Here is a 13,623-nt window from a genome sequence, read left to right as displayed (position 1 = left end):
AATTGTCACATTGACCACTCTTCGCCTGATAACGGTAGGTTCCGTTTACTTTTACTAGTTGTTCACGTTCAAAATAACGCTCACAGGTGTCTTTCCATCACGCTGCACCGCAATCTTCTCAGCTCCCGATTGCTCTCTGTAGATCAGGTCACGATGTACTTTTCCCGCTCATCGCTTTTTGTATTTACGGAATATTCTATCCTTTCGGCATACGAAATGCAAGTCATTTTTTGAATATTTTTTTAACTCACTGAACTAAGCTTAATCAACACCTTCTTATTTCCTACTTGAATTTGTTCTGCATTTTGTAATGATTCATTGAATAGCAGTTGTTTCATGAGTAAATTTTCTTGCAGCAACGCTTTATACTCTGTTACTACACGTTGCAGTTCATCATCACCCTGAATTTCAATATTTACACGCAAGTTCACAGGTAAATTCAGTTGTTTTCGATATTCCTGCACAGCGCGAATAAATTCTCTTACCATTCCTTCCTGGAGCAATTCATCTGTTACATTTGTGTCCAGCATAACGGTATATAATCCGTACGTAGCAACTGCAAATCCTGCTTTCGGTACTCTTTCAACAAACACATCATCTAATGTTACAGTGACAGCTTCTCCAGACAGCAATTGACATGTTGCTTGTTCACTGTATATAAACGCAGTTACTTCTTCACTACATAAGTTTTGCAGCCAATTATTTACCGTATTGATTTGCTTTCCGAATTTCGGTCCTGCTTGTTTAAAGTTTAGTTTTAACTGATATGACATATAACCGGCTTCGCTATGTTCGACCGTAACTTCTTTCACATTTAGTTCATCCATTACAATCTCTTTATAAGAATCCCAATCCATTTCTTGCTTCTCATGCTCAAATACAACAAGTTTTGCTAATGGCTGTTTTACTTTTAATGTATGTTGATTGCGAATACTGCGTCCTAGCTCCACTACTTGCAAAATAGCTGCCATCTCTTTTTCAAGCTGCGTATTGATAAGCGTTTCTTCAAATGCTGGATAATCTGCTAAATGAACACTGCTTCCTTCCAAATTCAAATGAATATCCTCTGCTAAAAACGGCGTAAAAGGCGCAAGCAACTTACTAATTGTAACAAGTACTTCATGAAGCGTATCATATGCCGCTGCTTTTTCAGCATCCATACCAGATGCCCAAAAACGACTACGTGAACGTCTTACATACCAGTTACTTACCTCTTCAACTAATAATGCTATTTCACGAGCAGCCGTTGTAAATTGATATTCTTCTAAAGAACATCTTACTTTCTGAATCGTACTATGCAATCTTGATAATACCCATTCATCCAGCTTTGTTTTCTTTATGCTATACTTCTGTTTTGGATTGTATTCATCTAACTCTGCGTACAGTACATAAAAGCTATATACATTTAACAACGTATCAACTAGTTTCGACTTTGCTTCTTGTACAGTTCGTTCTGAAAAACGCTTTGGATTCCACGGCGCACTATCTACAAGAAGTGCCCAGCGCAAGGCATCCGCTCCAAATTTCTCTACTAAATCTACTGGGTCCAAAGCATTCCCTTTACTTTTTGACATCTTTTGTCCATTTTCATCTAACACATGGCCAAGTGATAATACACGCTTATAAGGTGCTCTGCCAGTGTACAGCGTAGACACTGCAAGTAAGCTATAAAACCAACCGCGCGTCTGATCAATTCCTTCAGCAATGACATCTGCTGGAAACTGTTCTTTAAATAACTCTTTATTTTCAAATGGATAATGGTACTGCGCAAATGGCATCGAACCGCTATCAAACCAAACGTCAATAACTTCTGGCGTACGCTTCATCGTTTCGCCGCATTTCGAACAATTTACTTTTACTTCATCCACATATGGCTTATGCAGTTCAATATTTTCATCTACAGCGCCAGTTGCACAACGTCTTAGCTCTTCGATGCTTTTCGGTGCAAATTGATAATTACAAGCGCTGCACTCCCACACATTAAGCGGCGTTCCCCAATACCGGTTTCGGCTAATATTCCAATCGACCATATTTTCTAAAAAGTTCCCGAATCGGCCATGCTGAATATGCTCTGGGTGCCATGCAACTTCATTATTATTTTGTAAAAACAGCTCTTTTAAAGCAGTTGTTCGAATAAACCAACTCTCATTTGCGTAATACAATAGCGGTGAATCACAGCGCCAACAATGCGGATAACTATGCTCATACTTCTCCTTATGATAAAGAAGACCATGTTCAGCTAAATAACGAACAATAGCAACGTCACACTCTTTTACAAATTTTCCTTGTAAAAAAGGAACATCAGATGTGTATTCTCCTTTCTCATTCACAACATTTACAAATGATAAACCATGTTCTTGGACAACTTTATAATCATCTTCCCCGTAAGCAGGCGCGATATGCACAATTCCTGTACCGCTATGTGCGGTGACAAAATCAGCACTTACAATACAATGACCATTTGTAACCTCTGTAAACTGAAATGGCGGTACATAAGAAAGACCTGTTAATTCGCTTCCCTTGTGAACAGATAACACTTTATATTCTTGCTGGAGTACATCTTTCGCTAACTCTTTCGCAACAATATAAATGTTTTCTCCTTGCTGCGCCCGAACATATTCCATCTCTGGATGAACCGCTAACGCTACATTAGCCGGAAGCGTCCACGGAGTTGTTGTCCATCCAAGAACATACTCGTTTTCTCGATTTACAAGCTGAAATTTAACAGTTGCACTTAAATCCTTCACTGTTTTATATCCTTGCGCTACCTCATGTGAGCTTAATGATGTTTGACAACTTGGGCAATAAGGAGAAACGCGGTGCCCTTTATATAACAACCCTTTTTCATGAATCGTTCCAAGAATATGCCAAACGCTTTCAATATAGGAATTATCTAATGTGATGTACGGCGCATCCATGTCAACCCAATAACCGATACTCCCTGTAAATTCACGCCACTGCTTTTCATACGTAAATACACTCTCTTTACATTTTGCAAGAAAGGCTTCTACACCGTACTTTTCAATATCATGTTTACCAGAAATACCAAGCTGTTTTTCAACTCCTAGTTCTACTGGTAATCCATGTGTATCCCAACCGGCCTTACGCAGCACTTTGTATCCCGTCATCGTTTTATACCTTGCGACCAAGTCCTTAATTGTCCGTCCTAGTGCATGACCGACATGCGGAAGACCATTCGCAGTCGGCGGTCCTTCATAAAAAACGAAAGATTGTGCACCTTCACGATTTCGAATCGATTGCATAAAGGTATCCTGTTCATTCCATTGCTTACGAATTCGCGCTTCTCTCCTTACAGCTAATTCTTTCACATCTACCTTCTTCATCTACAATCACTCCTTATGACATAATTAAAAGTACACAAAAAACCCGTCCCTATCATTAGGGACGGGTTTACCCGCGCTACCACCCTACTTCTATTGATCAACCGTTCAATCAATAGCACTCAGCAACGTACAATCATACGCGTTCCTTGTAACGGTAGACAACCGTTCGAACTTACTATGTTCAGTTCGACTCCTCGGAGATGATTTTCAAACATACACCGAACACCGGCTTTCAGCAATGTACCGGCTCTCTGGGGAACAGCGATATATTTTACTCTTTCTCGTCATCAGATTTGTATACTTTTATTAACAGTTATTTTATTCCAATACAACATTAATTGTCAACTAATTCAGAATATTTTTCTCAAGCTATATTTTATATTTAATTATTACCTTTACTACTCTTTTTCATTCCACATCTATTGGAACGTTACATGAATATGAGAATGCCCTATGGTTAAACTACTGAAAGAATCAAAACGTCTACTATCACGAAAACATTGTACAATTCATACTTACGGTACTATATTTTAAAACGAAATGGTGGTGTTTTTATGGCAGATTTTTTAGAACCAATCGATTATGAAACAGGTACAGCAATTCAAACTTTTAACATCATCGAAACAAATGCTACTGCTGATGGATATGAAGTTCTTTTAAATATTGATTTAGACAGTGGTTACGAATTAGAAAATGTCAAAATGAAAGTTACCCTTGAGGAATTAGCAGGATACGAAACAACTGATATTCATGAAGGAGTAAAATATGCTTTAGGATTTTTTCATGAATGATCACACCGACATAAAAACCTTCAGTATACTGAAGGTTTTTATGTAAAACTTAGCATTGTCGTTTTCAACAAACAGGCTTCCCATTTTGTAAGTTTTAAACCAGCTTTATCGAACGCTTGAAATAGTATATTGAAGTTTATTCTTTTAAAATTTTTGTTGTTAGTTATACACTCTAGTAATTTGTCTTTGCCAATGTACATGTAAAACATCCGATATTCCTCCTGCAAGGTATTATACAACCAAAGCTGCTTCATTGACTCGCTTACACTCATGGCCTGACGTTGTTTTTTATCAAGAAAACTTATATATCTTTTCTTTACTTTCATATGCATGGATGAAACTCGTATACATTGCCGTTTGATACGAAAATATATATCTATAACATCAAGATTGCCCGCTTCTTTTTGCTTAAGTACGTATGAAGCATTTTCACATTCTAATTGTTCTATCTCTTCAGCTGTAAAAAACAATGATGCTTCCCGTTTCACTGCGTTTGTACAATCTGCAGAGTGAAATAGATTAAATATCCCATTCCTTGCTCCAAGCGTACTTCGTATCGTTCCTTTCTTTGCTTTTTCAGGCTTGAAGTTTCCCTTCCACTTTTTTTCAATCAGCTCGGAAACCGATTTATACGGTGGTTGTGGTGTACCTTGAACCAACACGCATAAGCTTTCTCCTAAATTCATGAATTCAGATTCTAATTCCCACCACCATTCAGAATACTTCTTATTTTCATCCCAATATAAACGCCGGCATAAATTCGGTGTAATCGTCACATATTTGCAGGCAAGAATTTGAAATCCTCTTCGTCCTAGAAACGACAGAATTTCTCGTTCTAAATTTAAGTATACTGCGTCTGGTTTGCATATTACGAACCCTATGTTGTCCCAATTCAATATCTATATCCCCCTTCCACCCTATGCAATACTATATGGCAGAACAGGAAAATTGCTTATGCGAACATACTAATGATTATGTTTATACATCCAATTCGAACTTCCAACATTATTGAAACGAATGTAAATGCTGATGCATATGAAATTTTTTTGAATATTGATTTAGACAGCTATTCCAAACCAGAAAATATAAAAATGCAAATTACCTTTGAGGAATTAGTAGGATACGAAACAACTGATATTGAAAAAGGGATAAAATATGCTTTAAGGTTCTTTAATAAGTAATTGTATATTTAAAAAAGTACCACCTGTTAAAGGTGATACTCATTCTTTCATGATAAAGTTATGCGCTATCCGATTAAGGAAGTTGAATGCTGAAATACAATTTCACCGTCCAACATTGTCAGTTCAACCTGTATATCCTTAATCTGTTCGTGAGGAACGTTTAAAATCGGTTTGTCCAAAACAACTAAGTCTGCAAGTTTCCCTACTTCGATGCTGCCTTTCATCGTTTCTTCAAAACTTGCGTACGCGCCATTCCAAGTAAAGAGTTTAATTGCTTCCAAAATGCTAACACGCTGATTGGCTCCGACTTCCTGTCCCGATGAACTCAAGCGGTTAACAGCGACATGAATACCAAGAAGTGGATTTGGCATGATAACCGGGCTATCGGAAGCAGCTGCAGCAATGATACCAGCATCAATAAAATCACGAAGAGGATACATATGATTTACTCGCTCACCATAGTCCTTTATATACCCTTCCCCAAATTCATAGAAGAACCCAGGATTAGGAATAGGAACCACTCCAAGCTTTTTCATGCGGATAAGTAAATCCGGCATTGTCACCCCCGCATGTTCAATCCGATGCCGATGATTTGACCGCGGATATTTTTCCAGCGCACGTTCCATACAAGTAAGCAACATATCAATCGCTCGATCTCCCTGCGCATGTGCCGTAATTTGAAATCCTTTTTCGTGTGCTTCTCCCAATATCTCATCCAATTGCTCCTGACTATAGTAGAGAATTCCGCAATCATTTGGATTACTTGTGTAGGGTTCCCTCGTTGCAATTGTCGGACCGGTGCTGGCACCGTCCGTAAATACCTTTGCAGGACCAATTCGAAACCACTCGTTACCTAGCCCTGACAAAATACCGGCATCTATCATTTTCTTAATGTAAATTTCAGGATGATTCAGTTCACAAATCATGGCATAAATCCGTGTCTTCACAGCCCCGGAAGCAACTGCTTTCTGCATTGCTCTAAAGACGGAAGCACCGTATGAACCGGCATCATGAATACTCGTTATTCCTAATTTCACAAACTCATTACTAGCTAGAACAAGCCCCTTAATCAGTTCCTCTTCGGAAAATTGCGCGAGTGCATACATACTCATATGAGCGGTTTCATATAACAATCCGTTAAGATCACCGTTTTTATCCCGTCCGATGATTCCTCCCTCGGGATCAGGGGTATTTTTGGACAAACCAGCCAATTCAAGTGCTTTGCTGTTTACTACGGAAATGTGACCGCAAGTACGTCCAACGATAATTGGATGCTCCGTGGAAATCTCGTCAAGCTCCCATCTCGTGGGGAAACGCTTTTCTTCAATTGTATTCTCGTTAAATCCCCATGCCCGGATCCACTCTCCTTTAGGCGTCTGGCCCGCCGCTGCTTTTCCCTTCTCCAGAAGATCACGTAAGGATGTCAAATGCATCTCCTTGAAATCAATACCGAGCTTATTCGTTCCAATAATCGCCATGTGCAAATGGGAATCAATGAAACCAGGCAGTAAACTCTTTCCTTCCAAATTTATGACATGTGTGTTGTCATGAATGTAATTCTTTATTTCTTCGTTTGTACCAACTGCAATAATTCGGTTCCCTTTTACTGCAACTGCTTCCAAGATTCTGTTTTTCTCATCAACTGTAATTACTTCACCGTTTAAAAATACACGATCCGCCATTTTAAATCCTCCTTAAATTATTGTTTTTGTCTCCTCTTTCTGAACAAGCGGCCGATGACCGTCTTCAAGCGTTCGTGTCATCATACTGACTCCCACCATAATAATCGTGTTTACCAACAAGGCAATGAACCCAATATTGATATCCTTCACAACGGAAGGAAGTGTTGGAAATAGCGTACTAAACGACGTCTTAGAGATGGTTACGTAGGCCACTGTTGCTATTCCGCAAATAATTCCTAGAAAAGCTCCATATTTATTTACGAAATTACGTTTCGATAAACTAAACAGAAGGGGAGGAAACAATTGGGTGACTAGACTATAGCCCATCAAAAGCAATGTAGACAGAGAATTTCCTTTGTCCAAAGCAAAGTACACCGAAATCAGTGTAATGACTGGAACAGCCCACTTCGCCACATTCATCATTTGACCCTCAGTAGCAGATGGGACGAAGAACTTATAGATATTTTTTGAAAACAACGTTGATGCTGACATCAACATAATGGAACTTGGCACAAGTGCAGTCAATAATCCAGCCGCTCCGATGAACCCAACGACCCATGGTTCAAACGACATAATTGATATTCTCAATAAAGCCAAGTCCCCCTCGGCTCCCTTTAAGTCCGGAACCTTCAAGAGTGCCGTATAGCCTACAAAGACTATAAACAACAGCATAAGAGTATATACCGGCAAAATGACTGCATTCTTGCGGAATACCTTTACGTTCTTAGCAGCGAATACTGGTGCAAGCGCATGTGGCCACATATAAAAACCTAGTACGGACAATAGGACAGTGGAAATGAACCATGAGATACTTAATCCCTCTTTAGGAAATGTCAGAAACTCTGGCTTCGTCTGATGAACCGCTTCAAACATTGGTTGGATTCCACCGTAATAGTGGTATGGAATATAAAGTCCTAAAAAAACGACTACGATCAAAATGGTGATATCTTTTATGACGGCTGTCCAAGCTGATCCGTGAATTCCTGATATCATCACGTAAATAGTAACCGCGATGGCCCCGATCCAAATTGCAGCGGTAGGCGATATGGAGCCATAGGACGTTTCTGATACGATAATTCCTAATCCTTTTAATTGAAGAATAAAATAAGGGACTACTGCAATTATGCCGACAATAGATACAAGAATCCCTAGATAAGGACTGTTGAACTTCTTGACGAAAAAATCGGATTGGGACACGATTTGATGTTTCTGAGAAAATTTCCAGATGGGAGGAAGCAACCAGTAAGAAAGGATATACGCCAATGTGATATACGCCAGTACATATAATGCTGCCGTTCCACTGCGATAAACCCAACCGCTTGCCCCGAGAAAAGTAAACGTTGTATATACCTCTCCCGCAAGTAACAGGAATACGAACATGGTCCCAAAACCTCTCCCACCTACAGACCACTGCTCCAAATTCATTTTTTTTCCCCTTGTTGCGCGAATACCCAAATAAAGAGAGAGAAGTAAGAATCCAAATATAATAACTAATGCAATGCTCATTCTGTATCCCCCTCTCCGTTATCAGGATCGATTCGATAGATGATGGCCATTACAATAGAAGTTAAAACAACCCATAACACAAACCAAAAAAGGACAAACGGCATTCCAAGTACAAAGGGAGTTACCTTGTTTACGAACGGGATACCTCCCAACATACCGATAAACGGCAGCATTCCTAATATATGAGTTTTTTTCAACTTCTTACAGCCCCCTCTTCATGAATCAATTTGGTCTACTTCTGACATTTGTTAGTTACCTATACGATTCAAAGTCTTCTTCTCTTGTTTCTTCAAAAACGCAAGATGAATACCACACCCCCTCAAATCGACTAACTATTCAGAAAATTAAAGATAAAAAATGAGAGCCCTCTTTCTGATAGAGTGAAACTTCCATCAGTGGGTTTTTTCATCCCCCACCTATTTTCTTCGCTTTTCTCTGCATCTTGAGGTGGGGGTCTTACTGTCCGCAAATAGCGGGATAAATGTACTTGTTTACATTGTAACATTTCGAAGTTATTTTATATCGCCTTATTCATTTAGGTTAGTCCAACCTATTCAAGTTCCGCTACTGCCTTTTTTATTGTTTTGACGATAAATTCAAAGTCTTCTTCTGTAATGTTTAACGGTGGTGCAAGCATGAGTACATTGTTATATCCTGCAACCGTATCACCGTTTTTACCAATGATCAATCCTTGCTTTTTGCAAGCTTCAATCACAGTATTAACTTTCTTTATATCTGCAGGCTGTTTCGTTTCTTTATCTTCGACGAGCTCAATTCCTATTAAAAACCCCTTGCCCCGTACATCGCCGACATATGGATAGTTTCTTAGTTCTGATAATTCTTCAAGGAAACGGTCACCTAAAACCCTTGCATTTTCAATAAGTCCTTCCCTTTCCATAATCTCAAGATTCTTCAGCGCAACTGCACAGCTCGCTGGATGTCCGCCAAATGTATTGACATGGCGAAGGTGATCATATTCTTCTGTCCCTTTAAACGCTTCATAAATGTCTTTTCTTACAGCGGTTGCTGATAATGGAAGATAAGAACTTGTAAGTCCTTTTGCCATCGTAACAATGTCCGGTTTCACACCATAATGCATAAATCCAAATTTTTCTCCTGTTCTACCAAAGCCGCAAATTACTTCATCAACAATAAGAAGTACACCATGCTTTTCACAAATTTCTTTTACCTTCTTCATATAATCTTCAGGCGGCATAAGTACACCGCCGCCGCTAATGATCGGCTCCATAATGACTCCGGCAACGGTTTCTTTTAATTCCCACGTAATGACACGATCAATTTCTTCAGCAAACTTAAGATTTTCTTCTTTCGTATGACGATAAGAATCAGGTGGCGTGACATGTAAAAAGCCTTGTCCTAACGGTTCATATTTATACTTACGCTGTGCTTGCCCCGTTGCAGCAAGAGCTCCCATTGAATTGCCGTGGTAAGCGCGATAACGTGAAATAAATTTATAGCGATTGTGTTCACCGGACTGCTGATGATACTGGCGGGCAATTTTAAACGCTGTTTCATTTGCTTCAGAACCACTATTGGAGAAGAAAATGACGTATTCATCACCAAGCCATTCATTTAACTTCTCTGCTAATTGAATAGCTGGTAAGTGACTTTGGGATAATGGAAAATATGGAACATCTAAAAGCTGTTGGTAAGCTGCTTCCGCAAGCTCTTTGCGGCCATATCCAACATTTACACTCCATAAACCAGACATGCCATCTAAATAACAATTCCCTTCAATATCAGTTATTTTCGACCCTTTTGCATCTGTAACAATCATTGAAGAAGCAGCTGCATTATAACGACGCATTGCATGCCAAACGTATTGCTCATCTTTTTTTACAAAATCTTGTCGTTGATCAACTTTTTGCATAGTTATTCCCCTTCCTTTAATACTGAGCCGTTAACATTTTTTTCTTGTATAAAATTCAACACATTCAATCCCCCGTTGTACTTCACCGTAAGCTTCTCTATAACTTTTTCCGTTCTCTAGAGTAATAAGTCGGGCCAATGCCTCCCAGTTTTCAACTAATAACTGTTGGTAGCGAAATAGAATACGAGCCCGTCGAGGCACAGCAACTTTTCTCCATGCTTTAAAGGCTTCTTTAGCGGTTACAACAGCTCTATCTAAATCTTCTCTAGTCGAAAGCGGTACACGGGCAATGACCTCTCCCGTTGCTGGATTTTGTACTTCTTCAACCTGTTTACTTGTAGATTCTATCCACTGTCCGCCAATGTAGTTTTTTAATGTTTGTACGCTGTTAGTTACTACCATAGTGAAAACCTCCTGTTCTGAAATAACGATTCTGTGCATTTATTATACCTGAACCAGAAAGCGCTTTCAGTAGACAGTATGTAAACTTATTTATAAAATAATTACTACATTTTGGTGATATCCAATCTATTTATTTACAAATAGTCCAAAGGAAGAAAACATAGAGTAAAGTATTCAACATACTTGATTACGGTTTAGAAGCAGATACATACTCATAGGCAGTGATGGCAAATTCTATCGCTTGTCGTTTATGGAAATCCATAAAATCTTCACCTAAGAGCTCATTTAATTTTTGAAGTCGTTGGTAAAGAGTCTGCCGAACGATATATAAATTTGTTGCTGTTTCTTGCTTAGAGCCATTGCACTTAAGGTAAGTTTTTAATGTTTCCATTAGTTTTCCGTTATTTTGCTGGTCATAAATGAGTACAGGGCCTAAATAATCGGAGATAAAATCATCCAGATCTCCTTGTTCATTAACTATCGACACTAAACGAAAGATATGTAAATCGTCATAAAAACAGCTCATATGTCCTTTTGGCATGTTCTCCTGAATGATTAATGATTCTTGTGCCGTGTGATAGCTCTTTTTTACATGGCTTAATTTATCTATAAATTTTCCGACACCAAATTGGATTTGACCCACCTGGTATTTTTCCATTAATTCTGTTTTTTGCAAATGGTCGATTCCCGCTTCGATTCTACGTTTCCAATCACTCATTTTCCGCTTGTTCAGCAATATGAAAATCATTTGATTCTTCCTTACAGTAGCTAAAAGAAGGAAACCCTGCTGTTCAAATATAGAACGAAAGAGTATTTTTAAATAAGTGAAACCCGAGCTTTTTTGGTCATAGTCATCGATTTTACAGAGTAACACAATACAACCGTTTACTTTGAGATTAGGCTCAAGCTCAGTAATGTATCTATGAATTCGCTCTTCACTATGCGCCCCATCGAGCCATCTTTGAATCCATTCCGTTTCATCAGCCTTCCTTCGTTCTTCAACATATAACTCACGTAATAGGTTTTGCGCCAATGCTATGGCACTTCGGTCTATTATAAGTGATTCAAATCCATTTATTTCAGATTCTGAAACGACGAAGAGGTCTCCAAATTTTTGATCTAAAGCTTGTATGGATTGACAAAAAATAGTTACATCCTTTTGCACATTATCTTCTCTTAAAAATGTAATGATTTTCTCTTGTTCATCAGGCGTTTTTTCAGAAATAATTTGGATTTCACCTTCTTTTGAACGGTACAATACTGTCATTTTTAAATAATCATGTAACAGCTGCAAGATTTTTGATTGTGAGTTAGATGTAAGGAGCAGCCGATTTAACTGATGGGAATAGTCTTCTAAATCTGAAATCATTTGATAGTGTTTTTTCAATAAAAGAGTATGTACATCTTGTGTAATATCAACAAACCGTACTTCATGATAGAAAACGATTAATGGGAAATCGTGACAATCGGCTAATTCTATAATTTCTTGTGGCACGTCAGTCATATACATTCCTAATTCAATACAAAGTCCCGCAGCATTCGCATTAATAAATTCTTTAATTAATGAAAGAAAAACTTCTTTATCTCCGTTCCATCCAACTCCTGTAGAAAGGATAAGTTCATTTCCGTTTAAGAGATTTCCAATTCGAGGTATTTCCATAATATGTAGCCACTTTACCGTTCGGCAAAGGCCGGCTTTCCCTGCTATCACTTTCGCATTTTGAAAATGCCTATGCTTTAAGATTTCCTTTACTGATAAATTAACCCCTGTATTCATTTTATCGTACACCTCTTTAGAGTTTAGAAACATTAATTCTAATAATATTTTATTTGAAAATTCAAAATTACACAAAGTACAAAAAACTAAATACAGGTAATTTTCCCGTGCTCAAGTTTTCTCATAACCCCTGTTTAATATGACATATGTCATATACAACACTTTATAAATATTGTAATTTATAAAGTGTTGTATAGCATAATAAGTATTTTATATAAAACTAGATTGGTATTATACTTGTTATGACATTTTGTAACAAAATGCTATAGGACATCATATAAGTACGTTGACAAGACTTTTTTATAAAAAAGTTTGTATGTGATAACTAGAAAAACGAACTATATTTGGAGGATTAGTATGAAGTACGAGATTATAATATTTGATGCAGATGAGACTCTATTTGATTTTAAAAAATCTGAAAAAGATGCTCTTAAAAATACTATGCTTGCGTTTAATATAGAATATGATGAAAATCATCATTTAAAAGTATACAAGGATATAAATACAGCTATATGGAAAGAGCTTGAGGATGGACTTATTACTCAGAAAAAATTAAGTGTTGAAAGATTTAAACGGTTATCAAATAAATTAAATGCTGAATTTGATGAAGTTGAATTTGCACAATTATATATGAAACATTTATCTTATGCATCTTTCTTATACGATGAGAGTATAGACCTTGTAGAAAGTCTGCATAAAGATTATAGACTTATTATAATTACCAATGGTCTTAAAGATGTTCAAGATCATAGAATAAGAAAATCTATTATAGCAAAATACTTTGAAGATATCGTAGTTTCTGAGGATGTTGAGGCATCAAAGCCAGACCCTAAAATATTTGAACACGCTTTAAACAATATACAGCATACTGACAAGAGCAAGGTATTGATGGTAGGAGATAGCTTAACTTCTGATATACAAGGCGGGATCAATTTTGGTATAGATACGTGTTGGTTTAACCCTAATAAAATTGTAAATACATTAGAACTCAAACCTACTTATGAGATTTCAAATTTGATGGAGCTTAAAAATATACTAAAAAAATAGAT

General features: G+C 37.7%; 10 protein-coding genes, 1 pseudogene and 2 other annotated features (1 of these 13 only partly in view). Of the genes and pseudogenes, 3 read left to right on the top strand and 8 right to left on the bottom strand.

The genetic code is table 11. The annotated features are described in order from the left end of the window. Positions 1-181, bottom strand: a binding site (T-box leader) (it extends 32 nt beyond the left edge of the window). 61 nt (positions 182-242) lie between these two features. Next, a complete protein-coding gene (gene ileS, locus WAX78_RS00790; protein WP_336480422.1) occupies positions 243-3,344 on the bottom strand; it encodes an isoleucine--tRNA ligase in 3,102 nt (1,033 codons plus the stop codon). A 54-nt stretch (positions 3,345-3,398) separates the two neighbouring features. After that, positions 3,399-3,641: a binding site (T-box leader), on the bottom strand. A gap of 257 nt (positions 3,642-3,898) precedes the next feature. Between ileS and WAX78_RS00785 the strand changes: the two genes are divergently transcribed. After that, positions 3,899-4,135 carry a hypothetical protein gene (locus tag WAX78_RS00785; RefSeq protein ID WP_336480421.1) on the top strand — a complete coding sequence of 79 codons (237 nt, stop codon included), beginning with the start codon at positions 3,899-3,901 and terminating at the stop codon, positions 4,133-4,135. 38 nt (positions 4,136-4,173) lie between these two features. On the opposite strand, the gene WAX78_RS00780 is transcribed toward WAX78_RS00785, so the two are convergent. Then, positions 4,174-5,031 carry a nucleoside-diphosphate kinase gene (locus WAX78_RS00780; RefSeq protein WP_336480420.1) on the bottom strand — a complete coding sequence of 286 codons (858 nt, stop codon included), beginning with the start codon at positions 5,029-5,031 and terminating at the stop codon, positions 4,174-4,176. 72 nt (positions 5,032-5,103) lie between these two features. Here WAX78_RS00780 and WAX78_RS00775 point away from each other — a divergent pair, with 72 nt between their 5' ends. After that, entirely contained in the window at positions 5,104-5,316 is a 213-nt protein-coding gene (locus WAX78_RS00775) for a hypothetical protein (protein WP_336480419.1), read from the top strand. Between the two features lie 65 nt (positions 5,317-5,381). Here the strand turns inward: WAX78_RS00775 and WAX78_RS00770 are convergent, their stop codons facing one another. The 6 genes and pseudogenes from WAX78_RS00770 to WAX78_RS00745 form a co-directional block, all read right to left on the bottom strand. Then, positions 5,382-6,998 carry an amidohydrolase gene (locus tag WAX78_RS00770; RefSeq protein WP_336480418.1) on the bottom strand — a complete coding sequence of 539 codons (1,617 nt, stop codon included), beginning with the start codon at positions 6,996-6,998 and terminating at the stop codon, positions 5,382-5,384. A gap of 12 nt (positions 6,999-7,010) precedes the next feature. Beyond that, a complete protein-coding gene (locus tag WAX78_RS00765; protein WP_336480417.1) occupies positions 7,011-8,504 on the bottom strand; it encodes a sodium:solute symporter family protein in 1,494 nt (497 codons plus the stop codon). Continuing rightward, complete coding sequence (locus tag WAX78_RS00760) at positions 8,501-8,701, bottom strand: DUF3311 domain-containing protein (RefSeq protein WP_413789141.1); 201 nt, start codon at positions 8,699-8,701, stop codon at positions 8,501-8,503. Before WAX78_RS00760 ends, WAX78_RS00765 begins: the two co-directional genes overlap by 4 nt. A gap of 353 nt (positions 8,702-9,054) precedes the next feature. Beyond that, on the bottom strand, positions 9,055-10,395 hold the full coding sequence (locus WAX78_RS00755; RefSeq protein ID WP_336480416.1) for an aspartate aminotransferase family protein: 1,341 nt from the start codon (positions 10,393-10,395) through the stop codon (positions 9,055-9,057). A 51-nt stretch (positions 10,396-10,446) separates the two neighbouring features. Next, a pseudogene (locus WAX78_RS00750) lies at positions 10,447-10,797 on the bottom strand (aldehyde dehydrogenase family protein); the annotation flags it as partial. Positions 10,798-10,984: 187 nt separating this feature from the next. Beyond that, positions 10,985-12,574: a PucR family transcriptional regulator gene (locus WAX78_RS00745; RefSeq protein WP_336480415.1), complete on the bottom strand. Its 1,590-nt coding sequence runs from the start codon at positions 12,572-12,574 to the stop codon at positions 10,985-10,987. 357 nt (positions 12,575-12,931) lie between these two features. Here WAX78_RS00745 and WAX78_RS00740 point away from each other — a divergent pair, with 357 nt between their 5' ends. Beyond that, positions 12,932-13,621: a YjjG family noncanonical pyrimidine nucleotidase gene (locus tag WAX78_RS00740; protein WP_336480414.1), complete on the top strand. Its 690-nt coding sequence runs from the start codon at positions 12,932-12,934 to the stop codon at positions 13,619-13,621. Positions 13,622-13,623: the final 2 nt, after the last annotated feature.

The sequence above is a fragment of the Bacillus yunxiaonensis genome (assembly GCF_037104695.1).
Taxonomy (GTDB): Bacteria; Bacillota; Bacilli; order Bacillales; family Bacillaceae_G; genus Bacillus_A; species Bacillus_A yunxiaonensis.
This window is presented reverse-complemented; position numbering and strand designations above follow the sequence as displayed.

Coding starts and splice junctions, on each gene's coding strand:
- ileS (WP_336480422.1), bottom strand. CDS start 3,344: ATGAAGAAGGTAGATGTGAAAGAATTAGCTGTAAGGAGAGAAGCGCGA.
- WAX78_RS00785 (WP_336480421.1), top strand. CDS start 3,899: ATGGCAGATTTTTTAGAACCAATCGATTATGAAACAGGTACAGCAATT.
- WAX78_RS00775 (WP_336480419.1), top strand. CDS start 5,104: ATGATTATGTTTATACATCCAATTCGAACTTCCAACATTATTGAAACG.
- WAX78_RS00770 (WP_336480418.1), bottom strand. CDS start 6,998: ATGGCGGATCGTGTATTTTTAAACGGTGAAGTAATTACAGTTGATGAG.
- WAX78_RS00765 (WP_336480417.1), bottom strand. CDS start 8,504: ATGAGCATTGCATTAGTTATTATATTTGGATTCTTACTTCTCTCTCTT.
- WAX78_RS00755 (WP_336480416.1), bottom strand. CDS start 10,395: ATGCAAAAAGTTGATCAACGACAAGATTTTGTAAAAAAAGATGAGCAA.
- WAX78_RS00745 (WP_336480415.1), bottom strand. CDS start 12,574: ATGAATACAGGGGTTAATTTATCAGTAAAGGAAATCTTAAAGCATAGG.
- WAX78_RS00740 (WP_336480414.1), top strand. CDS start 12,932: ATGAAGTACGAGATTATAATATTTGATGCAGATGAGACTCTATTTGAT.